The 26,979-nt window shown below is 39.1% G+C and carries 38 protein-coding genes; 37 read left to right on the forward strand and 1 reads right to left on the reverse strand.

The window, feature by feature from the left end; genetic code table 11:
• Window position 1 precedes the first annotated feature (1 nt).
• From M2408_RS22560 to M2408_RS22600, 9 genes are all read left to right on the forward strand, one after another.
• Window positions 2–1,762, forward strand: coding sequence for a RagB/SusD family nutrient uptake outer membrane protein (locus tag M2408_RS22560; protein WP_259186832.1), 1,761 nt, complete (start codon window positions 2–4; stop codon window positions 1,760–1,762).
• Window positions 1,763–1,929: 167 nt separating this feature from the next.
• Window positions 1,930–3,198: a DUF2264 domain-containing protein gene (locus M2408_RS22565; protein WP_259186833.1), complete on the forward strand. Its 1,269-nt coding sequence runs from the start codon at window positions 1,930–1,932 to the stop codon at window positions 3,196–3,198.
• A gap of 114 nt (window positions 3,199–3,312) precedes the next feature.
• Window positions 3,313–4,587, forward strand: coding sequence for a glycoside hydrolase family 88 protein (locus M2408_RS22570; RefSeq protein ID WP_259186834.1), 1,275 nt, complete (start codon window positions 3,313–3,315; stop codon window positions 4,585–4,587).
• A gap of 66 nt (window positions 4,588–4,653) precedes the next feature.
• On the forward strand, window positions 4,654–5,925 hold the full coding sequence (locus tag M2408_RS22575) for a DUF2264 domain-containing protein (protein ID WP_259186836.1): 1,272 nt from the start codon (window positions 4,654–4,656) through the stop codon (window positions 5,923–5,925).
• 271 nt (window positions 5,926–6,196) lie between these two features.
• Window positions 6,197–6,664 (forward strand): hypothetical protein, encoded by a 468-nt coding sequence (locus M2408_RS22580; protein WP_259186837.1) that lies wholly within the window; start codon window positions 6,197–6,199, stop codon window positions 6,662–6,664.
• 616 nt (window positions 6,665–7,280) lie between these two features.
• Window positions 7,281–9,242, forward strand: a complete 1,962-nt coding sequence (locus M2408_RS22585) for a sensor histidine kinase (protein ID WP_259186839.1) — start codon at window positions 7,281–7,283, stop codon at window positions 9,240–9,242.
• The gene (locus M2408_RS22590) at window positions 9,235–9,861 is read left to right on the forward strand and encodes a response regulator transcription factor (RefSeq protein ID WP_259186840.1); all 627 of its coding nucleotides are present in this window, start codon (window positions 9,235–9,237) and stop codon (window positions 9,859–9,861) included. Before M2408_RS22585 ends, M2408_RS22590 begins: the two co-directional genes overlap by 8 nt.
• Before the next feature lie 107 nt (window positions 9,862–9,968).
• Window positions 9,969–10,385, forward strand: a complete 417-nt coding sequence (locus M2408_RS22595) for a hypothetical protein (RefSeq protein ID WP_259186841.1) — start codon at window positions 9,969–9,971, stop codon at window positions 10,383–10,385.
• Between the two features lie 136 nt (window positions 10,386–10,521).
• Window positions 10,522–11,475 (forward strand): YafY family protein, encoded by a 954-nt coding sequence (locus tag M2408_RS22600; RefSeq protein ID WP_259186842.1) that lies wholly within the window; start codon window positions 10,522–10,524, stop codon window positions 11,473–11,475.
• A gap of 214 nt (window positions 11,476–11,689) precedes the next feature.
• On the opposite strand, the gene M2408_RS22605 is transcribed toward M2408_RS22600, so the two are convergent.
• Window positions 11,690–12,160 (reverse strand): DinB family protein, encoded by a 471-nt coding sequence (locus M2408_RS22605; RefSeq protein ID WP_120261739.1) that lies wholly within the window; start codon window positions 12,158–12,160, stop codon window positions 11,690–11,692.
• A gap of 342 nt (window positions 12,161–12,502) precedes the next feature.
• Between M2408_RS22605 and rplC the strand changes: the two genes are divergently transcribed.
• The 28 genes from rplC (at window position 12,503) to M2408_RS22745 (ending at window position 26,914) form a co-directional block, all read left to right on the forward strand.
• Window positions 12,503–13,120 carry a 50S ribosomal protein L3 gene (rplC, locus tag M2408_RS22610; RefSeq protein ID WP_104385215.1) on the forward strand — a complete coding sequence of 206 codons (618 nt, stop codon included), beginning with the start codon at window positions 12,503–12,505 and terminating at the stop codon, window positions 13,118–13,120.
• A 5-nt stretch (window positions 13,121–13,125) separates the two neighbouring features.
• Window positions 13,126–13,755, forward strand: coding sequence for a 50S ribosomal protein L4 (rplD, locus tag M2408_RS22615; protein WP_120261738.1), 630 nt, complete (start codon window positions 13,126–13,128; stop codon window positions 13,753–13,755).
• Between the two features lies 1 nt (window position 13,756).
• On the forward strand, window positions 13,757–14,047 hold the full coding sequence (gene rplW, locus M2408_RS22620) for a 50S ribosomal protein L23 (RefSeq protein ID WP_223584514.1): 291 nt from the start codon (window positions 13,757–13,759) through the stop codon (window positions 14,045–14,047).
• 6 nt (window positions 14,048–14,053) lie between these two features.
• Window positions 14,054–14,881, forward strand: coding sequence for a 50S ribosomal protein L2 (gene rplB, locus M2408_RS22625; protein ID WP_120261736.1), 828 nt, complete (start codon window positions 14,054–14,056; stop codon window positions 14,879–14,881).
• Window positions 14,881–15,147 (forward strand): 30S ribosomal protein S19, encoded by a 267-nt coding sequence (gene rpsS / locus M2408_RS22630; protein ID WP_002997495.1) that lies wholly within the window; start codon window positions 14,881–14,883, stop codon window positions 15,145–15,147. Before rplB ends, rpsS begins: the two co-directional genes overlap by 1 nt.
• A 6-nt stretch (window positions 15,148–15,153) precedes the next feature.
• Window positions 15,154–15,588: a 50S ribosomal protein L22 gene (gene rplV, locus M2408_RS22635; RefSeq protein WP_077438121.1), complete on the forward strand. Its 435-nt coding sequence runs from the start codon at window positions 15,154–15,156 to the stop codon at window positions 15,586–15,588.
• Between the two features lie 11 nt (window positions 15,589–15,599).
• On the forward strand, window positions 15,600–16,391 hold the full coding sequence (gene rpsC, locus M2408_RS22640; RefSeq protein ID WP_077438120.1) for a 30S ribosomal protein S3: 792 nt from the start codon (window positions 15,600–15,602) through the stop codon (window positions 16,389–16,391).
• Between the two features lie 62 nt (window positions 16,392–16,453).
• Entirely contained in the window at window positions 16,454–16,876 is a 423-nt protein-coding gene (rplP, locus tag M2408_RS22645; protein WP_046674870.1) for a 50S ribosomal protein L16, read from the forward strand.
• A 92-nt stretch (window positions 16,877–16,968) separates the two neighbouring features.
• Window positions 16,969–17,187: a 50S ribosomal protein L29 gene (gene rpmC / locus M2408_RS22650; RefSeq protein WP_108636200.1), complete on the forward strand. Its 219-nt coding sequence runs from the start codon at window positions 16,969–16,971 to the stop codon at window positions 17,185–17,187.
• A gap of 12 nt (window positions 17,188–17,199) precedes the next feature.
• Window positions 17,200–17,454 carry a 30S ribosomal protein S17 gene (gene rpsQ, locus M2408_RS22655; RefSeq protein ID WP_153844936.1) on the forward strand — a complete coding sequence of 85 codons (255 nt, stop codon included), beginning with the start codon at window positions 17,200–17,202 and terminating at the stop codon, window positions 17,452–17,454.
• Window position 17,455: 1 nt separating this feature from the next.
• The gene (gene rplN, locus M2408_RS22660; protein WP_223584515.1) at window positions 17,456–17,824 is read left to right on the forward strand and encodes a 50S ribosomal protein L14; all 369 of its coding nucleotides are present in this window, start codon (window positions 17,456–17,458) and stop codon (window positions 17,822–17,824) included.
• A gap of 2 nt (window positions 17,825–17,826) precedes the next feature.
• Window positions 17,827–18,174 carry a 50S ribosomal protein L24 gene (gene rplX, locus M2408_RS22665; RefSeq protein WP_104385211.1) on the forward strand — a complete coding sequence of 116 codons (348 nt, stop codon included), beginning with the start codon at window positions 17,827–17,829 and terminating at the stop codon, window positions 18,172–18,174.
• A complete protein-coding gene (rplE, locus tag M2408_RS22670) occupies window positions 18,174–18,743 on the forward strand; it encodes a 50S ribosomal protein L5 (RefSeq protein WP_046674875.1) in 570 nt (189 codons plus the stop codon). The genes rplX and rplE overlap by 1 nt, the downstream gene beginning before the upstream one ends.
• The gene (gene rpsN / locus M2408_RS22675) at window positions 18,736–19,005 is read left to right on the forward strand and encodes a 30S ribosomal protein S14 (RefSeq protein WP_028071569.1); all 270 of its coding nucleotides are present in this window, start codon (window positions 18,736–18,738) and stop codon (window positions 19,003–19,005) included. The genes rplE and rpsN overlap by 8 nt, the downstream gene beginning before the upstream one ends.
• Before the next feature lie 136 nt (window positions 19,006–19,141).
• Window positions 19,142–19,543, forward strand: coding sequence for a 30S ribosomal protein S8 (gene rpsH, locus M2408_RS22680; RefSeq protein ID WP_223584601.1), 402 nt, complete (start codon window positions 19,142–19,144; stop codon window positions 19,541–19,543).
• A gap of 21 nt (window positions 19,544–19,564) precedes the next feature.
• A complete protein-coding gene (gene rplF, locus M2408_RS22685; RefSeq protein ID WP_120261733.1) occupies window positions 19,565–20,119 on the forward strand; it encodes a 50S ribosomal protein L6 in 555 nt (184 codons plus the stop codon).
• Complete coding sequence (rplR, locus tag M2408_RS22690; protein WP_172392455.1) at window positions 20,116–20,478, forward strand: 50S ribosomal protein L18; 363 nt, start codon at window positions 20,116–20,118, stop codon at window positions 20,476–20,478. The genes rplF and rplR overlap by 4 nt, the downstream gene beginning before the upstream one ends.
• 12 nt (window positions 20,479–20,490) lie before the next feature.
• Window positions 20,491–21,009 (forward strand): 30S ribosomal protein S5, encoded by a 519-nt coding sequence (rpsE, locus tag M2408_RS22695; RefSeq protein WP_104385209.1) that lies wholly within the window; start codon window positions 20,491–20,493, stop codon window positions 21,007–21,009.
• 5 nt (window positions 21,010–21,014) lie between these two features.
• Window positions 21,015–21,194, forward strand: a complete 180-nt coding sequence (gene rpmD / locus M2408_RS22700) for a 50S ribosomal protein L30 (protein ID WP_046674880.1) — start codon at window positions 21,015–21,017, stop codon at window positions 21,192–21,194.
• Between the two features lie 119 nt (window positions 21,195–21,313).
• Window positions 21,314–21,760, forward strand: a complete 447-nt coding sequence (rplO, locus tag M2408_RS22705; protein ID WP_104385208.1) for a 50S ribosomal protein L15 — start codon at window positions 21,314–21,316, stop codon at window positions 21,758–21,760.
• A gap of 3 nt (window positions 21,761–21,763) precedes the next feature.
• Window positions 21,764–23,101 (forward strand): preprotein translocase subunit SecY, encoded by a 1,338-nt coding sequence (gene secY / locus M2408_RS22710; RefSeq protein WP_046674882.1) that lies wholly within the window; start codon window positions 21,764–21,766, stop codon window positions 23,099–23,101.
• 9 nt (window positions 23,102–23,110) lie between these two features.
• Complete coding sequence (map, locus tag M2408_RS22715; RefSeq protein WP_104385207.1) at window positions 23,111–23,893, forward strand: type I methionyl aminopeptidase; 783 nt, start codon at window positions 23,111–23,113, stop codon at window positions 23,891–23,893.
• 74 nt (window positions 23,894–23,967) lie between these two features.
• A complete protein-coding gene (infA, locus tag M2408_RS22720; protein WP_002997456.1) occupies window positions 23,968–24,186 on the forward strand; it encodes a translation initiation factor IF-1 in 219 nt (72 codons plus the stop codon).
• 45 nt (window positions 24,187–24,231) lie between these two features.
• Window positions 24,232–24,348, forward strand: coding sequence for a type B 50S ribosomal protein L36 (ykgO, locus tag M2408_RS22725; protein ID WP_013665024.1), 117 nt, complete (start codon window positions 24,232–24,234; stop codon window positions 24,346–24,348).
• A 30-nt stretch (window positions 24,349–24,378) separates the two neighbouring features.
• Window positions 24,379–24,756, forward strand: a complete 378-nt coding sequence (gene rpsM, locus M2408_RS22730; protein ID WP_259186902.1) for a 30S ribosomal protein S13 — start codon at window positions 24,379–24,381, stop codon at window positions 24,754–24,756.
• 10 nt (window positions 24,757–24,766) lie between these two features.
• Entirely contained in the window at window positions 24,767–25,156 is a 390-nt protein-coding gene (gene rpsK / locus M2408_RS22735; protein WP_046674885.1) for a 30S ribosomal protein S11, read from the forward strand.
• A 60-nt stretch (window positions 25,157–25,216) separates the two neighbouring features.
• Window positions 25,217–25,825: a 30S ribosomal protein S4 gene (gene rpsD / locus M2408_RS22740; RefSeq protein WP_120261729.1), complete on the forward strand. Its 609-nt coding sequence runs from the start codon at window positions 25,217–25,219 to the stop codon at window positions 25,823–25,825.
• A 96-nt stretch (window positions 25,826–25,921) separates the two neighbouring features.
• On the forward strand, window positions 25,922–26,914 hold the full coding sequence (locus tag M2408_RS22745) for a DNA-directed RNA polymerase subunit alpha (RefSeq protein WP_077438111.1): 993 nt from the start codon (window positions 25,922–25,924) through the stop codon (window positions 26,912–26,914).
• Window positions 26,915–26,979 lie beyond the last annotated feature (65 nt).

A 26,979-nucleotide genomic window follows, 5' to 3' on the forward strand; every position in this document is an offset into this window, starting at 1 on the left:
CATGAAAAATAATATAAAAAAATATAATTTGTGGAGTAAAAAAATACTGCTTGGCGTGACTATCGGTTCGGCAACATTGTTTTCTGCTTGTCAGAAAGATTTATTGGATACCGTACCTAAAACACAGGTATTAACCAATAATATGTGGCTAACAGAAAATCTTACTGACCAAGGTGTAAATGGTGTTTACCAAGGTTTGCGTTTAGGTCAGATGCTGTATGTATATGACACCTATGTTAGCCTTCAGGGAAGGGACAATTCAACCTTGATGAACGCAACGGCTACTGCGTCATCGGGTATTTTCTCGTCTACATGGCAAAATTTGTATGAGGGTGTTCACCGGAGTAATAATGCGATCTATGGTATCACCAATGTGTCACCTGTAGGGGCTGAAAAGAAAGCAAGATTACTTGCAGAGATGAAATTTTTGCGCGCGTTCCATTACTATCGATTAAATCAACTGTATAAAGGAGTTCCCATTTATACTGAACCAATCGAGTGGGATAAGGTGGATAAACCAAGGAGTACAGAAAAAGAAGTCTGGGATTTGATTATTAAAGATCTGACGGATTGTATCAATGAACCCTTATTGCCAAATCGTTATGATAAAGGAAAGGCCGAGTTTGGGCGAGTGACTAAATCTGCAGCACATGCGCTTCGTGGTAAGGTGTATATGTATACGCAAGAATGGGCAAAAGCCATTGCCGACTTTGAGCAAGTCAAAAATATGGGACATACCTTATTTGGTAATTATGCCAACCTGTTTAAAGGTGATAATGAGCAAAGTCCTGAAATTATATTTAGTATCCAAAATATCGCTTTGGCAGGATATGGTTCAGATTACCAATTCAGGTTTGGATCACGATCAGCTTTTGGATCCAATTGGAATACCTATTTGGTACATCCTGATGCGATAGATCGCTATCAGCGTAAAGATGGATCTAAGTTTAATTGGGATGATTACCTGCCAGGTTATAATCAGATGGCACCGGGTCAAAGGGAGGTGTTTTTCTTACGGAATAATTTGACCCCCACTGAAATATCGAACATTGAAAAACGGACTACAAATAAGCTTGATATGTCTTTGTATTTGCCAACAGGTAATGAAGAACGACTTAAGAAAGCCTATGAAGATAGAGATCCAAGGTTAGTAAGCAACGTGATTTTGCCTTATTCTACTTTTGTCGGAGCAAATGGCGCGACAGACCAAACCTTCACCTCAAGATGGCCATATCGGCAAGAATTTGGTGGTGTGTTTGACTTGAGAACAGATATTGTCCCTAATTTTTACTATTACCCACGTAAGTTTGTTTATGAGGGAGCTAACCCAGGTATTCCCAATAGAGAGGCAGGCGCTTATGATTATATTGTGATGCGATATGCAGATATCCTTTTATTATGGGCAGAAGCACTGAATGAAACGAAAAAGCCTAGTGAAGCTGTGTTAAAAGTAAACGAGGTAAGAAAGCGTGCCGGAGTTGGAGAATTACCATTAGGGATAGGTGAGCAGGATCTCAGAAAAGAAATTCGTGAAGAACGCCGCCGTGAATTGATGTGTGAAGGTGTTATCTACTTTGATGAGTTGCGTTGGAAAACATTGAAAGAAACATCATTTTACACAGGAAATGGAATTAAACAGGCATGGGGAGGAGTTGTTTCGCCATATGACTGGCGAGGTGATCAACTTTATACATGGCCAATTCCACAAGTGGAACGGGAACGAAACACATCATTGACACAAAACAGTGGCTGGGATGATTAAGAAATAAGGAAAGATAGTTCTCCTTTTGTAAAGAACTTGTTATCAATCGCTCGTGCAATCGTTTGCTAGAGCGATTGATTCTTTTTAGTTTGTTTTTCTGTATTAAAATAAAGATTTTTAATGTTTTGTGTGCTTGTTGAGTACACATTATTTATAAACCATTATCGATGAAGAGAAGATCTGTATTAAAATTGTTAGGCGGAGCTGGCGTTGGTGCATTGACGGCCTCGTTGCCAATGGGGGCGAAGGCAAGTGTTTTATCTGATGAAAGTATAAGCTATGCTGGGAATGACCGTGCTTATTGGGTTTCAATACTAAGCAAGATGGCCACACCTATATTGGATAATATCAGTAAACAGCAATGGCGCAAAAGGATGCCGATGGAGGTAAGTCCTACTTTTGACAATAGAGATCCAGGAGTTGGTTATCTCGAGGCTTTCGGTCGATTGCTGGCAGGTATGGCACCTTGGCTGGCTTTAGCTGATGACAGCTCCGAAGAAGGAAAACTACGTAAGAAATTGCGTGATCAGGCCTTATTGGGGATTCAATATGGTGTAGATCCTAAATCTCCGGATTATTTTACATGGCGAGGTCCTTCATCGCAAACACTCGTAGATGCAGCACATCTTGCCCTTGCTTTCCTGAGAGCTCCCAAAGCACTGTGGGAACCATTGGATCAGGTAACAAAGAAAAGGGTTGTCGAAGAATTTAAACTATTACGTAAAATTAAACCTAATGAAAGTAACTGGTTGCTTTTTGCTGCAATGACCGAAACTTTCCTATATAGTGCTGGCGAGGAATGTGCGCGTGAGAAAATAGACTATGCCGTCAATAAATTTGATCAGGAATGGTATGTTGGTGATGGCTGGTATAGTGATGGAGCACATTTTAGCTTTGATCATTACAATGGCTATGTAATCCATTGCATGCAAGTGGAATCACTTCGTCATAATATCTCCGCTGGTGGAAAATACAAAGAAATGTATGAACGCGCATATAAACGCATGCAGCGTTATGCACATCATTTAGAACGTATGATATCGCCTGAAGGACACTATGTGGTTGTAGGACGTTCGTCTACCTACAAGAATGCAGCGTTTCAACCTTTGGCAACTGTAGCCTTAGAAAATAAATTACCCGATGATATTTCAAAAGGTCAAGTGAGGGCAGCCCTGACTGCAGTCCTCAGACACATCTATATTGACAAGACTTTCGCTCCATCGGGATGGCTGCGTATGGGTGTGGTTGGAGACCAGCAGTCAAATTTGGCCGACTATTATACCAACGCCGGATCAATGTATGTGGCATCGCTGTCGTTCCTACCCTTAGGATTACCCGTTACGGATGAGTTCTGGACATGTGCCCCACAGAAATGGACCTCGCAGAAATGCTGGAATGCGGAACAGTTTCCGAAAGATTATTACGTCAGTTACTAATTCCTTGTTCTTTTATTCATAATCTAAATACTAAAAAAAAAAGAGATACTAGGTAGGTCTTAGACTTGTATAAGTAAAATCTCCATACTCATATCTCAATACTAAATACTAATAATGAAGATACAACACTATATTACAGGAGCTTTACTGATTGGGCTTGGCGTACAAGCAATATCATGTTCTAGTCAGAAGAATTTAACAACAGCCAAATTAGGACTGAATAAAGAATTTGTCAAAACTAATCTTGAAGATGCACGTAAACAGATTAACTATCTAGCTTCGTCCATCCAGGAGTCGGATATTCCTACCACCTATAAAGATGGGAAATATGTCAATTGGGGTTCTAGCTGGTGGTGTTCCGGATTTTATCCTGGTACTGTGCTCTATCTTTATGAATATACAAAAGATGAGAAATTGTTGGATGAGGCAAAACGAAAATTAAAACATTTAGAAAAGGAGAAAAACAATAAAGGAACACATGATCTTGGATTTATGCTTTATTGTAGTTTCGGTAATGCATTACGGTTGACAGGTGATTCTACAGCATATAAAGGCGTGTTAAGTACAGGTGCTGCTTCATTGGCAACACGCTTTCATGAAGCTCCAAAAACAATCCGCTCATGGGATGGTGGTAAGAACTGGGATGGGCAACCGTGGACATATCCTGTTATTATTGATAATATGATGAATCTGGAATTTTTGACCGAAGTGTCCAAAATGACAGGAGATAAAAGATTTCGGGATATTGCTATCCAGCATGCAAATTCGACAATGGTTAACCATTATCGAAAAGACTACAGTTCTTACCACGTGGTAGATTATAATCCGGATAATGGAAGTATAATCTCAAGAAAAACAGCACAAGGAGCATTCGATGAGTCTGCATGGGCAAGGGGACAAGCTTGGGGATTATATGGATATACAATGATGTACCGCGAAACAGGTGAAAAGAAATACCTGGAACAAGCGCGGAATATCGCTAAGTTTTACCTTAATCATCCCAATCTTCCAAAGGATCTGATTCCATATTGGGATATGGATCAAAATAAACTGACCAAGGAAAGTAAGTATTATAATCAAAAGGATCTACGTGATGTTTCTACTGCTGCGGTTACAGCTTCTGCATTGTTGGAATTGGCACAATATACAAAGGGCAGTGAAAGTCAGTTGTACATTTCCAAAGCTGAGCAGATGTTAAAGTCACTTTCTGCGAAACCATACAAAGCGGATTACAAAGAAGCTGGGGGTTACATATTGAAACATAGTGTCGGTTCTATTCCGCATAAAACGGAGGTAGATGTGCCATTGACTTATGCCGATTATTATTACGTAGAGGCATTGATCAGATATGACCGAATGCTCAATGGCGAAAAAGTGATCAAGCGATAAGGGCATTATCTATGGATAACGGGTGGGGGAAACTAATTCCATTTTAAAATAACTAATTCCAGTACTATGAACTATAAAAAATTAGTCATTATCGTATTATTAGTGCCACAGGTATTATTTGCTCAAAAGAAAGAGAAAAATAATGGTCTACAGCAGCGGGCATATTTGGTAAAAACGCTTACCAAAATAGCTGATCCTGTACTAATGGCATTGAGCAAAGGTGAATTAGTTAAAACAATGCCGATCGAATCGCGTAACAATCTGGACCGGACAGGTTGTACTTATTTGGAAGCATTCGGTCGGTTAATGGCTGGAATGGCACCTTGGCTTGAACTTGGACCGGATGATACCACGGAGGGCAAGCTGAGAAAGAAATATATCGATTTATCCATTGCCTGTATAAAAAATGCGACGGATCCCGATAATCCGGATTATATGAACTTTAGAAAGCATCCCAAAACACAAAGTCAAGCGTTGGTGGATGCTGCATTTTTAGCGCAGGCGCTTTTAAGGTCCCCAAATCAACTCTGGGGTAAATTAGATGATCAGACCAAGAAAAATGTGATCAGTGCATTTAACCTGACCCACGAAATGAATGCCTATGGCAATAACTGGGTGTTATTTAGTTCCGAAATCGAGGCCTTTTTCTTAAAATATGATAAGGTTGTCGATAAAAGTCGGTTGGACAGGGCCATTGACCTAATGGTTTCCTGGTATAAAGGTGATGGAATATATGGTGACGGCCCTAACTTTCATTACGATTACTACAATAGCTTTGTAATACATCCGATGCTTTTAGAAACTAGTCTGGAACTGAAGAATGCTAATTTGGACACAGCAAACCTCTATCCGATATTCTTAGATCGCGCCAGAAGATACGCGACTATACAAGAACGTTTAATCTCTCCGGAAGGAACTTATCCGCCTGTCGGACGTTCATTGAGTTACCGTTTCGGTGCTTTTCAGCTGCTGTCTAAAATTGCGTATATGCACGAATTAGAAAAAGGAATCGAACCTGCTCAGGTGCGATGTGCGCTTTATACGGTAATAAAAAGACAGATTGAAATGCCAGGAACTTTTAATCGCTCCGGTTGGTTAAATATTGGTTTTGCTGGCCATCAACCGGAAGTGGGCGAAACCTATGTTTCTACGGGAAGTGAATACTTATGCTCAGAAGCCTTCATCATTTTGGGCTTACCACCAAACGATCCGCTGTGGACTGCCCCCGATGCAAGTTGGACAGCTAAAAAGGCATGGAATGGTGAAACAATGATTATAGATCATACGTTGACACCGGATATTATTGGAGCAGATGTTTACAAAGAGCGGAAGAAATAACAAGCACAATAAAAATGAAAACAAACTAAAAACCTTGGGAAAGGAAAAGATCATTGATATTGCTATTCAAACAGGGTAGGAAAATAATCCTGGGAGAATTGGAACGACCATTACATATATTTTCATTGGGATAAGCGATCGATTCAGTTTATCTTGTTAGTAACTAACATGAAAGGAGGTTGCCTATGGCGTATTGAAAACGGAGGATTATTTTTTGATAGGCTGTAAAAAACTTATCGTTTATTCAATTATTTATAAACAATTTTAAATTATGTTAAAAAAATCTTTTATAGTAACATTTATGCTATTGATCAGCGTTAGCTTATTGGTTCAAGCGCGAGATCATGGAACCACAAATCTTGTTAAGGGTTCGAAAGCAGCAAATAAAACTTTAACGACTCATCTCTCCAAGGAAAAGGTAGCAGGTAAGAGTACATCGAACCTTAACAATACTTTCGAATTTTATGTTTATAATTTTACTAGTTCACCTATTTATTTAACTTTTAGCCCTAATTTTCCCGCTACTCCCGTTCAATATGTTACTGTTCCCGCAAATACACTTGGATATCCCGTCAATATTAAAGAAGGAAATTATTATCTTCAAGCCAGTTCTTCTTGGCAATCTATGCGGTATTTGATGAGTTGTGGCTATTCTGGCTCGGGACAGTCTTACGCTTTTGAAAATGTGTTTTTATCTGATACCCAAGGTTGTACTTCTTTGGATATAGAAAACGAATAATTAATAACACGATATTTTGAAAACGCCTGTCTCATTTTGTTGAGGCGGGCGTTTTTTATAGAATTTAGGATCGATTCAGTCTAAACGAATAGCTGTCTTTTAAGGGCAATTTTTCTGTGTATTTGATGATAATCCTTTGCTTATATATGGTGTTGATCTGTTGTCGATTGTTCGATGGCTATTCGGGCGTTGTTCGGGGATCTGTTGGGATTGCTTCGGGACCGCGTTGAGATAACTTTGGGATTGGTTTGACTGTTCTTCGACTATTGTTTGCCTTGTTGCTAATGAATGACCGAAACAGAACTGACCAAATGTCGAAGCAATCCCGAAGTTGCTTCGAAGCATTTGCAGAGCGTATCCGAACACCGTTGGCGCTCGAACGGACTTGAGGGGACTTTAAGGGAGTTGGAGGGACTTTGTCGACTCTAACTATCTTGGTCTTATGTGTTGTTTTACATCCTATAATTGATATGATGGATTTGGAATCACATAAGATACAACTGTGGTATGATTGGGATAGTTGTATAAAATGTCGTCATAAAGCAACAATATATTGTCTTTTTTTTGCATTTTGTGTGATAGAATTAGACCGATCTCTCAATATTAAACTGAATAGGTGAAAAAACTTGTTTTTCTTTCTATGCTGCTGTGCAGTACGTTTTTATCTACTTTCGCATTACAGCAGAGTGGGGCATCAATCAGTTCCATTGATAGTCTACGGAATGTATTCAATACCGTTAGGAACGATAGCGTTAAGGCCAGAGCAGCGCTATTACTGGCAAATAAACTCATGTTTGAGTGGAAAGATACTATCGCGGCGACAGGTTATCTGGCGGCAGCACAGAAATTGTGTACAACGAAGCCTTACCTGAAAGCACTATACACCTATTATAGTGCCTCCCATATCTTTATGACTGCTGGTGAAACTGATGAATGCTTACAGCTGTATAAACAGACTGCGGAGATGCTCGAAAAATTTAAGACTAAGGAAGCTTATGAATTTTGGGTGAAGGCTTGGTGGAATTACGCCATGATCATCGATCATAAAGATGATCGGAAAGGTATGGTGCAGATCCAGATTGATAAAATAATTCCCGGAGCAATCAAACAGGAGGATTATAATCAAGCTGCAAAATCCTACCAATCAATTGGCTTTGCTTTTAAGGAAATAGGCGATACAGAAAAAGGTATCTATTATTTTAAAAAAGGGCTTGAACTCTATGAAAAATATCCCCTGTCTAAAGAGAGACATGCAATATCACTATTAAACTTGGCGCGTGAATATGTTGAATCTCGCGAACTTAATCTCGCAAAATCTTATCTGTTAAAATCGGAGCAAATTTTAGATACGCTAAAGGAGTCTGTAGCTCACCTAAACTACGGTGAGACAGCCAGCATGTATTATTGTGCGAAAAATGACTTTACGAAAGCCCTCGAGGTTGTCGAGAAAGCACTGAAAATTGCGGAACGACTAAATATGCCTTATGAGATCGGCATGATGCATTATCAGAAGTTTAATATCTATTTTAGTTTGGAAAAATATGAACTGGCATTGAAGGAGCTGAAGATTGTCATGCGGGATATGCCTTATGATATGACAAGTAACATGCAACAATTTGCCAAGGACCTGTCTGAGACCTATGCCAAATTAAAGGATTACCCCAATGCTTATAAATGGATGGGAAAACATGTTGCCATTAAAGACAGTTTGGCCCAAGCGGCTTATAAAAGTGAAATAGCGGGCCTTGAAACCAAATTTAGAACGGCCGAGAAGAACGAGAAGATCATGAGATTGGAGTTTGAACAGCAGCAGACGGTACTTCAACAGAAAAACCAGCGTTTGTATAATTATATATTGGGGATATTTTCTTCGGTATTGCTGTTGTTGCTCGGTTTGTCTGTTTATTTATATCGTCAGCATAGGAAGAGGGCGCAGCACGATATGGAACTGTTGGCACAGCAGCAAGAACTTCAGGTGACCAAAGCGCTATTGAAAGGGGAGGAGCTGGAGCGTCATCGGGTCGCCCGTGATTTGCATGATGGCCTTGGTGGCCATTTGACAGCGATGAGACTTCAGATCTCTTCTGAAGGGGATCTGCCTGTATTGGATGGGATAAAATCTCAGCTGGATCAGATGATTGCTGATGTCAGGTTGATCGCACACAATATGATGCCCGAAAACTTATCACGTTCGGGGCTATTGGTTGCCCTTGAAGATCTCTGTACTTCGATGCAGCACGGTGCTGTTGTCATTGAGTTGCAGTGCAATGGCCTGTCCAACAATATTACGGAGAATATGCAGGTCAATATTTATCGTATTATTCAGGAGTTGATCAACAATGCCATTCGACATGGGAATGCCGATCAAATTATCGTGCAATGCTTACAAAATGAACAAGGCTTTTTGATTAGTGTAGACGACAATGGCAAAGGATTTGATGTGGAGGAGGTTGTGGAAGCTAAACGGGGAATAGGACTTAAAAACGTACAAATGAGAGTTGAATATTTAAATGGAAAAATGAATATCTTGTCGCAGCCTGGGGCAGGAACAAGTGTCAATATCGAAATACATGTCTGAGCAGCAAAAAACATTAGCGATCTTGGACGATCATCCAATTGCCATCGAAGGGATCAAATCATTTTTAAAAGAAAATCTGTCATACGACCGGGTACTGGGATTTTCGTTGGGACAAGCGCTGACTGATTTTTTGAAACAAGATCAGGTAGACCTGCTCTTATTGGATATTTCTTTGCCCGATACGAATGGTATCGATCTGTGCGGTGAACTCAAGAAGAACCATCCTGAACTTATCATCCTTGGGTTTAGTAATCATATGGCACGCAACAGCATACTACAGATGCTTGCCAATGGTGCTGCTGGATATATCTTGAAAAGTGCCGATGCGGAGGAAATTATTACTTGCATTCAAAAAGTCTCCCTAGGTAGTATGGGCTTATGCGCGGCAACGCAGCGGATCATAGCAGCTGCACCATCTCAACAACTACCCTCACTGACAATGCGCGAGAAGCAGGTATTACAATTGTTGGCAGAGGGAAAGACAAGTGCACAAATTGCCGAAAAACTATTCTTAAGCCCATTGACAGTGGATACTTATCGGAAAAATCTGATTCAGAAATTTGCCGTAAAAAATACCGCAGAACTGTTGACAATACTATTTAAGGAAAACTTGCTCTAATTCATTTCGAGTAACTACCCTAAAATTAGGAGGGTAAATTACCCTATTTCGTGGTATTGTCCTGTGCACAGTGTATTTATACTTTTGCTTATATAGATATGCAAAAGATGAAAACAATAAACAAAAACCTAATGATCCTTTGCCTAGTGGCAATGGTTGCAATGATCTTTGTCGGATGTAGCAAAGATAAGGATGAGCCAACAGTCTCAGGAAAAATAGATGCCATTGTAGGTACCTTTAAAGGGAAGATGGTCATCGGCGGTGATGCTGAATATTTTAACGCGATTATCACTATTTCTAAAGTCGATGATGGCAAGGTGAAAGCTACGGTGAAAACAGGAGAGGCTTACAGTAGAGCTACAGCAAAAACATTCCCTGTTCAAAACATTTCCAATATCCATATTTCCGGTCAGGGGCCTATGGGCTCAATTACCTATAAACTTGATGATAAGAATATCCAGATCACTACGGAGGCTGAAGCCAGTAGCGATGTAGAATACTTCTTCCAAGGGACAAAACAATAACCATCGCTGCTCTAAGGGCTTTTGGTGATAACAAATCACGATTCATGTATTAGGGTCGTGATTTTTTGTTTTGTCATGCTGTTTTAATCAATATCATTTAGTTTAAAAATATGGAATAACTCGTACCTTTATCCCTATGACCGACATTCAGAAACGATTCGACCGTATCCTTGCTATCTATATGCATTTACAGGCAAAACCTGTGGTGACAGCCGCAGCGCTGGCAGAAAAATATGAAGTGAGCCTACGGACAATCTATCGTGATATCCGATCCCTGATGCAGGCTGGAATACCTATTTATGGCGAAGCAGGAAATGGCTATTCTTTAGTTGAAGGGTATAAGATGCCGCCATTGCAATTTAGCCGCGAGGAGGCCTTAAGTTTTGTTGCCGCGGAGAAATTGGTCGAAAAGTATACAGACAAGAATCTCGCCCACCATTTTACGACAGCAATGCTCAAGATGAAAGCTATTTTGAGAGGGAATGAAAAGGAACATGTTGCTCTGGTCGGAGATAACTTTTTGGTACGGGGAGAACGTCATCAATTCAATGAAAAATTAACGCATGGAACCAATACACTTATTGAAAGTATAGCGGCGAAAAAATGCGTAGAAATCTATTATTCCAAACCGTCTGACGAAACTCCAGAAAAACGTGAAATCGAAGCAGTCGGTATTTTTGTGGAAAGTAAATTTTGGTATATACTTGCTTTTTGTAAACTCCGAAAGGATTATAGGCAATTTCGTCTGGACCGGATCAGCAATATCCGGATACTCGCCGACGATTTTGGAAAAGACCATCCTGAACTTTCATTTTTTCTGAATAAGAAACATGAAATGCCGACAACCAAAGTGGTGGTTCAGGTGGACAAGGAAATGGCGCGATATATGGAATGGGATCGCCATTACTTTGGATTTCAAAAAGAAGTGGTTACCGATAGTTATGTTGAAATGCACTTTGAAAGCATTCATGTTGAAGGTGGATTTGCGCGCTGGTACCTGATGTTTGCTGATAAAGGAAAGATTATAGAGCCGGAATCACTAAAAGGAACCGTAAAACGATTGCTGGCGGCAGCACTCGAACAGGTTTAATCTGAGTTTAGGCCCCCTGGTGTTCCCCATAGGGAGATTACTAAAAAGGATACTTGTCCGGTATCTGAGTTGAACCCGAACAAGTATCTTTATATTAAATAGATTATATGATGTCAGTGATAATAATGTGGTAGGTCTCCAATACTATCTAGCGCGTCTTCGACTAGTAATACTAGTATCTCCTATCTCAAATCTAATATCTCTCATCTAACAATTAGTCCCGCTCCCAGAAAAATGGAGGTTGGATACCCAACAAACGTAAATAGACAAATCCTTGACCACGGTGGTGGATCTCATTATCGATGAAATAGAATATACTGTGGATGATCGGCGAATTGTATTGTCCGAACAGGTTAAATTCCTCGGAGAAACGTTCTGTTGGTATCTTGTCGAATAATGCGCTGATCTGCGGAGTGGCTTCGTCCCAAGCTTGTAATAGTTGAGCCTTGGTTGTATAGCTAAACTTCTCATTAAGCTCACCGCTTTTATTATTGACAATTTCCTGTAGCCCTGGGACAGCAATACCCAAAAGTTCCTGAATCATTTCGGCAAATGTCCGCATCCCTTCTACTTTATAATTGAAAAGTGCTTCTTCTGGAAATTTTTCGATTGCTTGTCTTGTTAAGTTTCTGTGGCCTAGCCAATGTGCAAGTAGTTCGTTCTTGGAAATGATTTCTGTTTTCATGATTATCGTATTTAAAGTATTTAAATTTTAGTCTACACTAAGCGTCTTATGTTGTTAAGACAGTTCAAAATTAGCTGAATCAATGACAGCAGTCTGGCAGCAGGAAAATAGAAATATTGTTTTTTTATATTTTTTGTGAGGGCTGTTATGATCAGGAACAGGAGCTGTGTAATTGGACAAATAAAAACTGATAACTGAGTAAAATAGAAAATAAAAAAAATAATTCACTAATTATTTGACAGTTATAAAAATGTTTGTAACTTTGCAGTCCCTTAATGGGAATAGTGTGTCTTGAGCGAAGCCCTACTGCTTCGAAGGACTTTTAATTAATTAATTTACAACATGTCAGGTATTATTGGAAAAAAAGTAGGAATGACGAGCCTGTTTAACGCTGATGGGAAAAATATTCCTTGTACAGTGATTCAGGCCGGGCCGTGCGTGGTTACGCAGATACGTACGGAAGAAAAGGATGGCTACTCGGCAATTCAACTTGGTTTCGACGAAGCTAAGGAGAAAAACACGACAGCTCCTTTGAAAGGGCACTTTGCGAAAGCAAACACAACGCCTAAGCGTAAGTTGGTAGAGTTTAAAACTTTCCCAGATGCAAAACAACTTGGTGACGTAGTTGACGTTACACTTTTCGAGGAAGGCGAATTCGTAGATGTAGTCGGTACTTCAAAAGGTAAAGGTTTCCAAGGTGTAATGAAACGTCATGGATTTGGTGGTGTAGGTGGTGCGACTCACGGTCAGCACAACAGATTACGTGCTCCAGGTTCATTAGGTGCTTCATCATGGCCTTCACGCGTATTTAAAGGTATGCGCATGGCTGGTCGTACAGGTGGTGACAGAGTTAAAGTTCAAAACTTACAGGTGTTGAAAGTTTACGCTGAGCAAAACCTTATCGTTGTTAGTGGTTCCATTCCAGGAGCTAAAGGTTCTTATGTAATCGTAGACAAATAGTAGAGATGGAAGTTAAAGTTTTAAATTTATCAGGTAAAGAAACAGGTGCCAAGGTGCAACTTCCTGAGTCGGTATTTGGGTTAGAGCCTAACGATCATGCGATCTATTTGGATGTGAAACAATACTTAGCGAACCAACGCCAAGGAACTCACAAATCTAAACAACGTAATGAAATCGCGGGTTCAACTCGTAAATTACACAAACAAAAAGGTACTGGTGGTGCTCGTGCGGGTTCTATCAAATCTCCATTGTTTAATGGTGGTGGTCGTGTATTCGGTCCTCAACCTCGTGATTACTCGTTCAAATTGAACAAAAAATTGAAACAAGTAGCACGTAAATCAGCGTTATCTTACAAAGCTCAAGATAACAATGTAGTTATTTTGGATGCAGTTCAATTTGATTCTTGCAAAACAAAAAACTATGTAGCTTTAGTAAACGCGTTGAACATTGCTGACGAAAAAACTTTATTGGTTTTGCCAGCATATGATAAAAATGTTTATTTATCAAGCAGAAACTTGAAAAAAGCAAAAGTTATTGTTGCTTCGGATTTAAATACATATGATGTATTAAATGCAACAAAATTATTGTTGACGACAGATTCTGTTAAAACTTTGGAGGAAGCATTAGCTAAGTAATATGGAAATTATCAAAAAACCTATCTTGACTGAGAAAGCTTCTATGTTAACGGAAAAATTAAACCGTTACGCTTTCAAAGTAGATCACAGAGCAAACAAAATCCAGATTAAATCAGCTGTTGAAGCTATGTTCGGTGTTACAGTTCTTGCTGTAAACACTGCAGTTGTAGCAGGTAAAGCAAAAAGCCGTTACACAAAAGCAGGTTTCGTATCTGGTAGAGCTCCTAAGTATAAAAAAGCTATCATTACTATTAAAGATGGCGAAACTATTGACTTTTACAGTACTATATAATTTAAGATGGCAGTTAAAAGATTCAAACCGGTAACCCCTGGTACTCGTTTCAGAATAGGCGCAGATTATTCTGATGTTACTACAAACGTTCCTGAAAAATCGTTAGTAGTAAAAATCAACAAGAAATCAGGTGGTCGTAATAACTCCGGTAAAATGACTATGCGTTATCTCGGTGGGGGACATAAAAAAGTATACCGATTAATTGATTTCAAACGCGATAAAAAAGATATCCCTGCAAAAGTAGCTACTATTGAGTACGATCCAAACCGTACTGCTCGTATTGCATTGTTGCACTACGTAGATGGTGAAAAACGTTACATCATTGCTCCAGCTGGTTTAAAAGTTGGTCAAACTGTAGTAGCAGGTGATAAAGTTGCCCCAGAAGTTGGTAATACATTACCATTAGCAAACATTCCATTGGGTTCTATCATCCACAACATTGAATTAAATCCTGGTCAAGGTGGTTCAATTGCTCGTTCGGCTGGTACTTATGCTCAATTGTCTGCTCGTGATGGTAAATATGCCATCATCAAATTGCCTTCAAGCGAAACACGTATGATCTTATTGACTTGTGTTGCTACAATTGGTTCAGTATCGAACCATGAAAGATCTAACCAAGTGTTAGGTAAAGCAGGTCGCAAACGTTGGTTAGGTCGTCGTCCAAGAGTTCGTGGTGTTGCAATGAACCCAGTAGATCACCCTATGGGTGGTGGTGAAGGCCGTACTTCGGGAGGTCACCCACGCTCACGTACAGGTGTATTAGCTAAAGGCTTCAAAACACGTTACAAGAAGAAAACATCGAATCGTTACATCATTGAGAGAAGGAAAAAATAATGGCTCGTTCAATTAAAAAAGGTCCTTATATCGATCACAACTTAGAAAGAAAAGTTCTTTCTATGAATGAAACTAACAAAAAGTCAGTTATCAAAACATGGTCTCGTAGATCAATGATTTCACCTGATTTTGTTGGCCATACCTTCGCAGTGCACAACGGGAATAAATTTATCCCTGTTTATGTAACAGAAAATATGGTAGGTCACAAGCTTGGTGAATTCGCGCCTACGCGTACATTCAGAGGCCACGCAGAAAAGAAAAAATAATAGGTAATGGAAGCAACAAAAAAACTTAAAAAGTCTGTCTTAATTAGACAGCGCAAAGAGCAAGAGAAAGCTCAACAAGGTGGAGCTTCGGATGCCAAATTATTGAACTGCCCTACTTCGCCTCGTAAGATGCGTTTAGTGGTAGACTTAATTCGTGGTCAGCGTGTTGAAAATGCATTATACATTTTGAAACACTCTAGTAAAGAAGCTGCTGCTCGTGTAGAAAAATTATTATTATCTGCAATCAAAAACTGGGAAGCCAAAAACGAAGGTAAATCAGTGGAAGAAAGCGAACTTATTGTAAAAGAAGTATCAGTAGGTGGAGGTCGTCAATTGAAAAGATTGCGTCCAGCTCCTCAAGGTCGCGGATACAGAGTTCGTAAACGTTCAAATCACGTTACGTTGGTAGTTGATAGCAAATTAAACGTTGAACAAAACTAATTTATTGAGAAATGGGACAAAAAGCAAATCCAATAGGTAGCAGATTAGGAATCATCAAAGGTTGGGATTCTAACTGGTTCGGAGGTAAAAACTATTCCGATAAATTAGTTGAAGACGAAAAAATCAGAAAATATCTTTCTGTTCGTATTGCAAAAGGTGGTGTAGCTAAAGTTGTTATCGAAAGAACTTTAAAACGTATCACTGTTACAATTCACACTGCTCGTCCAGGTATCGTTATCGGAAAAGGTGGTCAAGAAGTTGACAAGATCAAAGAAGAGTTGAAAAAACTGACTAAAAAGGATGTTCAAATCAACATTTTCGAGATCAAACGCCCTGAGTTAGATGCTAAGTTAGTAGCTGAAGGTGTCGCTAAGCAATTAGAGGCGCGTATTTCATTCCGTCGTGCAATGAAAACTTCAATCGCTTCTACAATGCGTATGGGTGCAGAAGGTATCAAAATCATGTGTTCTGGTCGTTTAGGTGGTGCTGAAATGGCGCGTACTGAACAATACAAAGAAGGAAGAACTCCTTTACACACATTGCGTGCTGATATCGACTACGCTTTAGCTGAAGCATTGACTACATACGGTAAAATCGGTATCAAAGTTTGGATCTGTAAAGGTGAGGTTTACGGTAAACGTGACTTATCTCCAAACATTGGTCAAGCATCTGGTGTAAAATCACGTGGCAACCACGAAGGTGGTGGCGAACGTCGTGACAACCGTAATAAAGGTGGTCGCGGTGGAAACAACCGTGGTGGAAACAACCGTGGTGGAAATAACCGTGGTCCGAAAAAAGATTAATAGAGTTTATTTAGATTACAACAAAGACCTGCTGAAGAGGCAGATTTAAAAAGTATACGAACATGTTACAGCCAAAAAGAACGAAGTTCAGAAAGATGCAGAAAGGCCGCATGAAAGGTAACGCTTCTCGTGGAGCGGAGTTAGCTTTCGGTTCTTTCGGTATCAAAACAATGGAGCAAGCATGGATCACTAGTCGTCAAATCGAGGCAGCTCGTATTGCGGTTACACGTTATATGAAACGTGAAGGTCAAGTTTGGATTCGTATTTTCCCTGACAAACCTGTTACGAAAAAACCTGCAGAGGTACGTATGGGTAAAGGTAAGGGTGCTCCAGAATACTGGGTAGCAGTAGTACGCCCAGGCCGTATGTTATTTGAAGCAGAAGGTGTGCCTTTGGAAATTGCCAAAGAAGCTTTACGCCTTGCAGCTCAAAAACTTCCGGTTCAAACTAAGTTTGTGATTCGTAGAGACTACGTTGAAGCATAAAAATCTTGGTAATGTCATCATTTAAGCGTTAGGGCCGTTACCCCTAACGCTATATATAAACGGATGATAACCCAAATAACAACTGAAAAAACATGAAAAATTCAGAAATTTTAGAATTATCTAATGAGGACCTTGCAGCTCGTCTAGTCGAGGAGAAAACGGCCCTTACAAAATTGAAATTTGCACATGCTGTTTCAGCTATTGAGAACCCTAACGTGATCAAAGCAGCACGCAGAGCTATCGCCCGTATTAGTACAGAGATCAGTGCACGCAAAGCTGCAGCTAAAAATGAAACAGCCTCTGAGGCGTAAAATTAAGTCGAAATGGAAAGAAATTTAAGAAAAACAAGAATCGGCTTAGTAGTTAGCAACAAAATGGACAAGTCTATCGTAGTAACTGTTGAACGTAAAGTAAAACACCCTATCTACGGTAAGTTCGTTAAAAAAACTACTAAATTCAAAGCTCATGACGAAACTAATACCTGCGGTATCGGCGATACGGTATTAATCATGGAAACTCGTCCGCTGAGTAAAACAAAAAACTGGAGATTAGTTGAAATTATAGAAAGAGCTAAATAACATGGTACAACAAGAATCAAGACTTAATGTAGCTGACAATAGCGGTGCTAAAGAAGTTTTAGTAATCCGTGTATTGGGCGGTACGCGTAAGCGTTATGCATCAATCGGAGATAAGATTGTTGTGACAGTGAAAAGCGCTATGCCTTCAGGAAACGTGAAAAAAGGTTCCGTTTCTAAAGCAGTAGTAGTTAGAACGAAAAAAGAAATCCGTCGTAAAGATGGTTCTTATATCCGTTTTGATGACAACGCCGCTGTATTATTAAATAATAATGATGAGCCACGTGGCTCACGTATCTTCGGCCCTGTTGCCAGAGAATTGCGTGAGAAACAGTTCATGAAAATTGTATCACTAGCACCGGAGGTTTTATAATTATGGCAATCAAGAAAACAAAAACGACTACGCACAAAATCAAAATTAAAAAAGGTGATTTAGTGAAAGTTATCGCTGGTAACTCTAAAGGTGTTCAAGGAAAAGTATTGACTGTTTTAGTGGATAAAAATAGAGCTATCGTTGAAGGCGCTAACATCGTAAAAAAACACACTAAACCAAGTGCAGCTAATCCTAATGGTGGTATCATTGAGAAAGAAGCTGGTATTCACATCTCTAATTTAGCTGTTATCGATCCTAAAACAGGTGAAACTACCCGTGTAGGTCGTAAGTTAAATGCAGATGGTAAATTAGTTCGTTACGCTAAAAAATCAGGGGAGGAAATTAAATAATGACTTACGTACCAAGATTAAAAGTGAAATATGCGGAGGAAATCCGTAAAGCACTTCAAGAAAAATTTCAGTATAAAAGTATTATGCAGGTTCCTAAACTTGAGAAAATCGTTGTTTCACAAGGCGTAGGAGCTGCAACAGCTGACAAGAAATTAATCGATAACGCTATCGCTGAATTGACTTTGATTACAGGTCAACAAGCTGTTGCTACAAAATCGAAAAAAGATATTTCAAACTTTAAATTACGTAAAGGTATGCCTGTAGGGGCACGTGTTACTTTACGTGACAACAACATGTTTGAATTCTTGGATCGTTTGGTAGCAGTATCGCTTCCACGTATTCGTGACTTCCGCGGTATCAACGATAAAGGTTTTGACGGACGTGGTAACTATAACTTAGGTATCACTGAACAAATCATTTTCCCTGAGATCAACATTGATAAAATCAACAAGATCCAAGGTATGGATATCACTTTCGTGACTTCTGCTCAAAATGATGTTGAGGCTTTAGAATTGTTGAAACAGTTCGGTTTACCATTTAAAAATCAAAATACTAATAACAATGGCTAAGGAAGGATTAAAAGCACGCGAAGTAAAACGCGCTAAATTGGTAGCTAAATATGCGGCAAAACGTGCAGAATTAAAAGCTGCTGGCGATTACGTTGCATTAGATAAATTACCTAAAAATGCTTCTCCGGTACGTTTACACAACCGTTGTAAATTGACTGGCCGTCCTAAAGGATACATGCGTCAATTCGGTATCTCTCGTGTAACTTTCCGTGAGATGGCTTTAGATGGCAAGATCCCAGGGGTGAAAAAAGCTTCTTGGTAATTTAAAAAAAATACTTAATTTTGCCCGGGCAATTCTACTAGGGATTGCCGGGGTTTTTGCATTTTAAAATTGTTTAACAGATAGAAGGTCCCATACCAATGGTTGGGAGGGAAACCGCTGTCACAAATTTTCATATATAATGACTACAGATCCAATTGCGGATTACCTTACACGAGTAAGGAATGCCATCAAGGCCAACCACAGGGTTGTTGAAATTCCTGCATCGAACCTTAAAAAAGAAATCACTAAAGTTCTTTTTGACAAAGGTTACATTGCTAATTACAAATTCGATGAGAATGGCGTACAGGGTACGATCAAAATCGCATTGAAATATAACCCAATTAGCAAAATTCCGGCTATTCGTACGTTGACACGTGTGAGTAAACCTGGTTTAAGAAAGTATGCAAGCGTTGATACTATGCCTCGTGTTTTGAATGGTTTAGGTATTGCTATCTTGTCAACATCTAAAGGTGTAATGACAGATAAAGAAGCTAGACTTCAAAATGTTGGTGGTGAAGTTTTATGTTACGTTTATTAATCTAGGTAAAAACACAAAGAAATGTCAAGAATTGGAAAAGCGCCTATCGCTATCCCTGCTGGGGTAACTGTTACTATTTCGGACAAAAACTTAGTTTCAGTAAAAGGTCCTAAAGGCGAATTAACACAACAAGTTGACCGTGACATCACTATTGCTCAAGAAGAAGGCAATATCGTCGTGACACGTCCAACTGATCAAAAGAAACACAAAGCATTACACGGTCTATACCGTTCCCTGTTGAACAACATGGTTCAAGGTGTGACTGAAGGTTACAAAACTACTCAAGAGTTAGTCGGTGTAGGTTACCGTGCTACAAGTACAGGTAATGTATTAGAGTTAACTTTAGGTTTCTCTCACCAGATTGTTTTTGTATTGCCAAATGAAGTTAAAGTATCAACTACTGCTGAAAAAGGTAAAAACCCTACAATCACTTTAGAATGTGCTGACAAACAATTGATCGGTCAGATCGCGGCTAAAATCCGTGGCTTCCGTAAACCAGAACCTTACAAAGGAAAAGGTATCAAGTTTGAAGGCGAAGTGTTGAGAAGAAAAGCAGGTAAATCAGCTAAAAAATAATAATCATGGCAGGACAAAAAGCATCTCGTAGAGAGAGAATCAAAAAAGGAATCAGAAAAAACCTTGCTGGAACGTCTGAACGTCCACGTTTATCGGTTTTTAGAAGCAACAAAGGTATCTATGCGCAAATCATTGATGACAATGCAGGTAAAACATTAGTTGCTGCATCTAGCTTGTCAAAAGAATTTGTTGCATCTGGTAACAAAGTTGATCAATCTAAAGCTGTAGGTAAATTGGTTGCTGAAAAAGCAGTAGCAGCAGGTATTAATAAAGTAGTTTTTGACCGTAATGGGTACTTATACCATGGCCGTATCAAATCTTTGGCTGAAGGTGCTCGCGAAGGCGGTTTAGACTTTTAATCTTAGAAAGAAATGGCATTAAGCAATATAAAAAGAGTAAAATCAAGCGAAATTGAATTGAAAGATCGCTTAGTAAGTATCCAACGTGTAGCTAAGGTTACTAAAGGTGGTCGTACTTTCAGCTTCTCTGCAATTGTTGTAGTAGGTGATGAAAACGGTATCGTTGGTTACGGTTTAGGTAAAGCGAAAGAGGTAACTGAAGCTATCACTAAAGGTATCGACGACGCAAAGAAAAATTTAGTGAAAGTTCCTGTAATCAAAGGTACTGTTCCTCACGCACAATATGGTAAATATTCTGGTGGTTCAGTTTTGATTAAGCCAGCTGTAGGTGGTACAGGAGTTTTGGCAGGTGGTGCAATGCGTGCAGTATTGGAGTCTGCTGGTATCAAAGACGTATTGGCTAAATCATTAGGTTCTTCTAACCCACACAACGTGGTAAAAGCAACTGTAACTGCTTTAGCAAACATGCGTGATGCATATACAGTAGCACAACACCGCGGTGTCGATTTGAATAAAGTATTTAACGGTTAATTATCATGGCAAAAATCAAAATCACCCAGATAAAGAGCGTTATCGACAGAAGCGAGCGCCAAAAGAAAACTATTGAGGCATTAGGTTTGAAAAGAATCAACCACTCAGTAGAAGTTGAAGCTACTCCATCAATCATTGGAATGGTACGTAAAGTAAACCATTTAGTAGCTATCGAAACTATTTAATATTAGCATATGGAAAGGGTCTTTGGGCTCTTTCCATTACTTGTTATTAATAATAATTATTTTTTAATCGCTAGTACCTGTTTAGTGAGAGCGAAGGGCTAGCACAATTTAGTTTAAAAATGAACTTAAGTAATTTAAAACCTGCAAAAGGTGCAGTAAAAGGTAGCAAACGTATCGGTCGTGGTACTGGTTCTGGTCGTGGTGGTACTTCTACACGTGGTCACAAAGGTGCTGGTTCTCGTTCAGGTCACTCTACGAAAATCGGTTTCGAAGGTGGTCAAATGCCTTTGCAACGTCGTGTACCTAAATTTGGTTTCAAAAACATCAACCGCGTTGAGTACAATGGTGTCAACTTGGATACTTTACAAGCGTTGATCGAGAAATTCAATTTGACAACTGTAGATTTCGATGCATTGAAAGCTCATGGATTAGTGTCTAAAAATGACAAAGTAAAAATCTTGGGTCGCGGTGAATTGAAAGCTAAAGTTGAAGTAACAGCGCACGCGTTTACTGCTTCTGCTCAAAAAGCTATCGAAGCTGCAGGCGGTTCTATCGTTAAAATTTAATAAATGAAGAAACTAATCACAACCTTAACCAATATTTGGAAAATCGATGATTTACGTACGCGTATTCTAAATACCTTACTTTTTCTTTTGATTTACCGTATTGGATGTCACGTGGTATTACCAGGTGTAAATCCTCATGCTTTGGCTTCTGGTCAAAAAGAGGGTTTATTGGGCCTATTGGATATGTTTGCGGGGGGCTCGTTCTCTCGTTCAGCTATCTTTGCGTTAGGGGTAATGCCATATATCTCGGCATCCATTGTTGTTCAATTGTTGGGCATCGCGGTTCCTTACTTCCAAAAGATGCAGAAAGAAGGGGAAAGTGGTCGTCAAAAAATGAATCAAATTACTCGCTATTTAACATTAGGGATTACTTTGCTTCAGGCTTTTGCTTATGTACGTACTCAGATCGAGCCAAGTGCTAAGACAATCGCTGACCCATTGTTCACGATTCTGACTGCCATAGTTTTGACAGGCGGTACTTTATTTGTGATGTGGTTAGGGGAAAAAATTACTGATAAAGGTATCGGTAATGGTATTTCTTTGATCATCATGACTGGTATTATCGCTCAATTGCCAAGTGGTATCACTGCGGAATGGGTTTCTAGAATGGCGAAAGGTGGTGGTGGTCCAATTCCATTGTTGCTTGAATTTGTGGCTTTATTTTTCGTTGTGATCTTTACGATCTTGATCGTACAAGGGGTTCGTAAGATCCCTGTACAATACGCGAAGAAAATTGTCGGAAACAAGCAAGTCGGTGGAGTACGTCAGTATATACCGTTAAAGGTAAATGCTGCAGGTGTAATGCCGATCATTTTTGCACAGGCAATTATGTTTGTGCCGATGAGTTTAGGACAGTTCTTCCCAAATCTTCAGTCGGAATTTTTGACTTCGTTGAGTAACTATACTTCCGTAGCGTACAACGTGACTTTTGCGGTGTTAATTATCGCATTTACGTTCTTCTATACAGCAATTATGGTTAACCCGCAACAAATGTCAGATGACATGAAGAAAAACGGAGGTTTTGTCCCAGGTATTAAACCGGGATTGGAAACTAGTAATTTTATAGACCGCGTAATATCAAATATTACATTCCCAGGTGCAATTTTCCTAGCGATCATTGCTATTCTACCTGCTATTGCAAGTTTGTTTGGTATTAATAATCAATTTGCACACTTCTACGGAGGTACGTCATTATTGATTTTAGTAGGTGTGGTGTTGGATACTTTGCAACAGATCGAATCTCATTTATTGATGCGTCATTATGATGGATTGATGAAAACAGGTCGTATTAAAGGTCGTTCGGCCGCGTCTGTTGAGGGAATGGATCATTCGGCAATTTAATTTCTTTAGATGTCTAAAGTATTTTATAAGTCAGCAGATGATATAGAGCAATTGCGGAAGTCAGCAGATGTGCTTTCGCAATTGCTTGGTGAAATCGCAAAAGTGATTAAGCCTGGGGTAAAAACTATATCTCTTGATAAATTAGCTTATGAGTATATTCATGATAATGGCGGAACGCCGGCGTTCTTAAATTATCACGGATTTCCATACTCTTTGTGTATCTCTGTCAACGATCAGATTGTACACGGTTTTCCTAGCGATTATGAAATTAAAGATGGTGATCTTGTTTCGGTCGATGGAGGTGTCAATTTGAACGGTTTTATCAGTGATTCAGCCTACACTTTTGGTGTTGGTGAGATTTCTGAGGAAGCGCAATTGTTGCTGGATGTCACAAAGGAATCATTGTACAAAGGTGTTGAACAGGCTGTGGCCGGTAAACGTGTTGGGGATATTTCCTCTGCAGTTCAAGAGTACGTGAGCAAGTTCGGTTTCGGAATTGTACGCGAACTGGTCGGACACGGAGTTGGGTATCATTTACATGAAAAGCCAGAAGTTCCGAATTACGGAAAACGTGGCGCGGGTCCAAAATTAGAAGAAGGTTTGGTTATTTGTATCGAGCCGATGATTAATGCGGGGCGCGCAGGTGTTCGTTTTTGGGATGATGGTTGGACTGTAAGTACAGTAGATGGGAAGTTATCGGCGCACTTCGAACAGATGGTTGCAATCCGAAAAGGTGAACCAGATGTGTTGCTGACATTCGAACATGTAGAGAAAGTTTTGAACAAAAAGTAGTTGGTTTTCAATTATTTTTATTTATCTTTGCACTCCTGTTCGCAGGCTTTTAAATTAAATTTAATCGAGAATATATGGCTAAACAAGCCTCAATAGAACAAGACGGTATAATTAGAGAGGCACTTTCTAATGCTATGTTTAGGGTAGAATTGGAAAATGGACATGAAATCATTGCCCATATTTCTGGTAAAATGCGTATGCACTATATCAAGATTTTACCTGGGGATAAAGTTAAATTGGAAATGTCTCCGTATGATTTGACTAAGGGAAGGATCACTTACCGCTATAAATAGTAGTAAGCCTTTTAATTAGCACAAGCTTTTGAAAAAATAAATATCATGAAAGTAAGAGCATCAATAAAAAAACGTAGCGCGGACTGTAAGATCATCCGTCGTAAAGGTAAAGTTTTTGTAATCAACAAAAAGAACCCTAAGTTTAAACAACGTCAGGGTTAATTCATTAAAAAAATAATAGCTTAATATTATATGGCAAGGATAGCAGGTATTGATTTACCTAAAAACAAAAGAGGTGTGATCGGCCTTACCTATATTTTTGGTATCGGTCGTACAAGAGCTGAATATATCTTGGAAAAAGCTGGTATCAGCGAAGATGTGAAGGTACAGGAGTGGAATGATGACCAATTGGCAGCAATTCGTAGCATCATCAACGACGAATTGAAAGTTGAAGGTTCATTGCGTTCAGAAATTCAATTAAACATCAAACGTTTAATGGATATCGGTTGTTACCGTGGATTGCGTCACCGTAAACACTTACCAGTTCGTGGTCAACGTACTAAAAACAACTCACGTACTCGTAAAGGTAAACGTAAGACAGTTGCAAACAAGAAAAAAGCTACTAAATAATAAATAAGAAATGGCTAAAACTAAAAAAGCTGCAAAAAAGCGTATCGTTGTTATTGAACCTGTAGGTCAGGCTCACATTAACGCAACGTTTAACAATATCATTGTAACTTTGACTAACAATCAAGGACAAACTATTTCTTGGTCTAGTGCTGGTAAAATGGGTTTCCGTGGTTCTAAAAAGAACACTCCATATGCTGCTGGTCAGGCTGCACAAGATTGTGGAAAAGTTGCTCATGATTTGGGTTTACGCAAAGTTGAAGTGTTTGTTAAAGGACCTGGTGCAGGTCGTGAATCTGCAATCAGAACATTACAAACTGTAGGAATCGATGTGACTACTATCAAAGATATCACTCCACTTCCTCACAACGGTTGTCGTCCTCCAAAACGCAGAAGAGTTTAATTAATTTAAAGATAAGATTCATTGGCTATAGGCTGATAGATACTTTAATTGTAAAAAAAAATGGCTAGATATACAGGACCTAAGTCCAAAATTGCCCGTAAATTTAGAGAGCCGATCTTCGGCCCAGATAAAGCGTTAGAAAAGAAAAATTACCCTCCTGGACAACATGGAGCTTCTAAACGCAGAGGTAAACAATCTGAATACGCTATTCAGTTGTTAGAAAAACAAAAAGCAAAATACACTTACGGTGTATTGGAGCGTCAGTTCGCAAACTTATTTGTTAAAGCTGCCTCTAAACAAGGTATTACAGGTGAGATCTTCTTGAAATTACTAGAAGCTCGCTTGGACAACGTAGTTTACCGTTTAGGTATTGCTACTTCTCGTGCCGCTGCTCGTCAGTTGGTATCTCACAAACACATTACTGTTAACGGAAGTGTTGTTAACATTCCATCATATAGCTTGCGTCCAGGTGACGTCGTAGCAGTTCGTGAACGTTCTCAAACTCTTGAAGCCATCTCAAATTCAGTTGCAGGTCGTACTGTAAATAAATTTTCTTGGTTAGAGTGGAATGCGAAAGAATTGACAGGTACTTTCTTAAGCTATCCAGAAAGATCTGATATTCCTGAAAACATCAAAGAGAACTTAATCGTTGAGTTATACTCTAAATAATAAATAAAATAGAAGTATGCATAGTCCATTTTTGGGGTATGCATCTTTCTATTGTATTACAATTATTATTACAAATAAAACATTAAAAGAAAATAAATGGCAATTTTAGCATTTCAAAGACCGGATAAAGTTATCATGCAAAAATCTACGGATTTTGATGGTACGTTTGAATTTCGTCCATTGGAGCCTGGTTTTGGTGTAACCATTGGTAATGCTTTGCGCCGTATTCTATTGTCCTCGTTAGAAGGATATGCAATTACGTCGATAAGGTTTTCTGGCGTTTCGCACGAATTTTCAACGATCAAAGGTGTTGTTGAAGACGTAACTGAAATTATCTTGAACTTGAAACAAATCCGTTTCAAAAAAACAGGTGAGATTGGCGACAACGAAAAGGTATTTGTAGTAATCAATGGTCAAGAACAATTCTTAGCTGGTGATATCACAAAATTCTCTAATAACTTTACTGTCTTAAATCCAGACTTAGTAATCTGTAACATGGATAACGCAGTGACAATTGAATTGGAATTGAGTATTGCTAAAGGTCGTGGATATGTAAATGCAGATGAGAATAAAGTGACTGATGCTCCAGTAGGTGTTATCGCTATCGATTCGATCTTTACTCCGATCAAGAATGTTAAATATACCATTGAGAATTACCGTGTAGAGCAAAAAACTGACTACGAGAAATTGTTGTTAGATATCTCTACTGATGGCTCAATTCACCCCGAAGAAGCTTTAAAAGAGGCTGCTAAAATCTTAATTCAACACTTTATCTTATTCTCTGATGAGAATATGCTTCTTGAGTCTCAAACGAAAGAAGAAACTAAAGTAGTCGATGAAGAAATCTTGCATATGCGTAAGATTTTGAAAACTGAATTAGTTGACCTTGACCTTTCAGTGCGTGCATTGAATTGTTTGAAAGCTGCTGATATTCGCACATTAGCTGAGTTGGTAACTTACGACGTAGCTGACATGTTGAAATTCAGAAACTTCGGTAAAAAATCGTTAAGCGAAATCCAAGAATTGGTTAAATCTAAAGGTTTATCATTCGGAATGAACTTAGCAAAATATAAATTAGACGAAGAATAATAGTTTATTAAGCGACCACTATATGTAATTCCTCTTGAAGTCGATTGATGAAGAAGATGGGCATA

This window comes from Sphingobacterium sp. BIGb0165 (assembly GCF_024810095.1).
Taxonomy (GTDB): domain Bacteria; phylum Bacteroidota; class Bacteroidia; order Sphingobacteriales; family Sphingobacteriaceae; genus Sphingobacterium; species Sphingobacterium detergens.

Coding starts and splice junctions, on each gene's coding strand:
- rplN (WP_223584515.1), top strand. CDS start 17,456: ATGGTACAACAAGAATCAAGACTTAATGTAGCTGACAATAGCGGTGCT.
- rplD (WP_120261738.1), top strand. CDS start 13,126: ATGGAAGTTAAAGTTTTAAATTTATCAGGTAAAGAAACAGGTGCCAAG.
- rpsK (WP_046674885.1), top strand. CDS start 24,767: ATGGCTAAAACTAAAAAAGCTGCAAAAAAGCGTATCGTTGTTATTGAA.
- rplV (WP_077438121.1), top strand. CDS start 15,154: ATGGAAGCAACAAAAAAACTTAAAAAGTCTGTCTTAATTAGACAGCGC.
- M2408_RS22560 (WP_259186832.1), top strand. CDS start 2: ATGAAAAATAATATAAAAAAATATAATTTGTGGAGTAAAAAAATACTG.
- ykgO (WP_013665024.1), top strand. CDS start 24,232: ATGAAAGTAAGAGCATCAATAAAAAAACGTAGCGCGGACTGTAAGATC.
- rplW (WP_223584514.1), top strand. CDS start 13,757: ATGGAAATTATCAAAAAACCTATCTTGACTGAGAAAGCTTCTATGTTA.
- map (WP_104385207.1), top strand. CDS start 23,111: ATGTCTAAAGTATTTTATAAGTCAGCAGATGATATAGAGCAATTGCGG.
- rpsE (WP_104385209.1), top strand. CDS start 20,491: ATGGCATTAAGCAATATAAAAAGAGTAAAATCAAGCGAAATTGAATTG.
- M2408_RS22570 (WP_259186834.1), top strand. CDS start 3,313: ATGAAGATACAACACTATATTACAGGAGCTTTACTGATTGGGCTTGGC.
- rplC (WP_104385215.1), top strand. CDS start 12,503: ATGTCAGGTATTATTGGAAAAAAAGTAGGAATGACGAGCCTGTTTAAC.
- rpsC (WP_077438120.1), top strand. CDS start 15,600: ATGGGACAAAAAGCAAATCCAATAGGTAGCAGATTAGGAATCATCAAA.
- rpsN (WP_028071569.1), top strand. CDS start 18,736: ATGGCTAAGGAAGGATTAAAAGCACGCGAAGTAAAACGCGCTAAATTG.
- rplO (WP_104385208.1), top strand. CDS start 21,314: ATGAACTTAAGTAATTTAAAACCTGCAAAAGGTGCAGTAAAAGGTAGC.
- rpsM (WP_259186902.1), top strand. CDS start 24,379: ATGGCAAGGATAGCAGGTATTGATTTACCTAAAAACAAAAGAGGTGTG.
- M2408_RS22600 (WP_259186842.1), top strand. CDS start 10,522: ATGACCGACATTCAGAAACGATTCGACCGTATCCTTGCTATCTATATG.
- M2408_RS22605 (WP_120261739.1), bottom strand. CDS start 12,160: ATGAAAACAGAAATCATTTCCAAGAACGAACTACTTGCACATTGGCTA.
- rplF (WP_120261733.1), top strand. CDS start 19,565: ATGTCAAGAATTGGAAAAGCGCCTATCGCTATCCCTGCTGGGGTAACT.
- rplP (WP_046674870.1), top strand. CDS start 16,454: ATGTTACAGCCAAAAAGAACGAAGTTCAGAAAGATGCAGAAAGGCCGC.
- M2408_RS22575 (WP_259186836.1), top strand. CDS start 4,654: ATGAACTATAAAAAATTAGTCATTATCGTATTATTAGTGCCACAGGTA.
- rplX (WP_104385211.1), top strand. CDS start 17,827: ATGGCAATCAAGAAAACAAAAACGACTACGCACAAAATCAAAATTAAA.
- secY (WP_046674882.1), top strand. CDS start 21,764: ATGAAGAAACTAATCACAACCTTAACCAATATTTGGAAAATCGATGAT.
- rpsQ (WP_153844936.1), top strand. CDS start 17,200: ATGGAAAGAAATTTAAGAAAAACAAGAATCGGCTTAGTAGTTAGCAAC.
- rplE (WP_046674875.1), top strand. CDS start 18,174: ATGACTTACGTACCAAGATTAAAAGTGAAATATGCGGAGGAAATCCGT.
- M2408_RS22590 (WP_259186840.1), top strand. CDS start 9,235: ATGTCTGAGCAGCAAAAAACATTAGCGATCTTGGACGATCATCCAATT.
- rpmC (WP_108636200.1), top strand. CDS start 16,969: ATGAAAAATTCAGAAATTTTAGAATTATCTAATGAGGACCTTGCAGCT.
- M2408_RS22565 (WP_259186833.1), top strand. CDS start 1,930: ATGAAGAGAAGATCTGTATTAAAATTGTTAGGCGGAGCTGGCGTTGGT.
- M2408_RS22745 (WP_077438111.1), top strand. CDS start 25,922: ATGGCAATTTTAGCATTTCAAAGACCGGATAAAGTTATCATGCAAAAA.
- rplB (WP_120261736.1), top strand. CDS start 14,054: ATGGCAGTTAAAAGATTCAAACCGGTAACCCCTGGTACTCGTTTCAGA.
- infA (WP_002997456.1), top strand. CDS start 23,968: ATGGCTAAACAAGCCTCAATAGAACAAGACGGTATAATTAGAGAGGCA.
- rpsS (WP_002997495.1), top strand. CDS start 14,881: ATGGCTCGTTCAATTAAAAAAGGTCCTTATATCGATCACAACTTAGAA.
- M2408_RS22580 (WP_259186837.1), top strand. CDS start 6,197: ATGTTAAAAAAATCTTTTATAGTAACATTTATGCTATTGATCAGCGTT.
- rpsD (WP_120261729.1), top strand. CDS start 25,217: ATGGCTAGATATACAGGACCTAAGTCCAAAATTGCCCGTAAATTTAGA.
- M2408_RS22595 (WP_259186841.1), top strand. CDS start 9,969: ATGAAAACAATAAACAAAAACCTAATGATCCTTTGCCTAGTGGCAATG.
- rpmD (WP_046674880.1), top strand. CDS start 21,015: ATGGCAAAAATCAAAATCACCCAGATAAAGAGCGTTATCGACAGAAGC.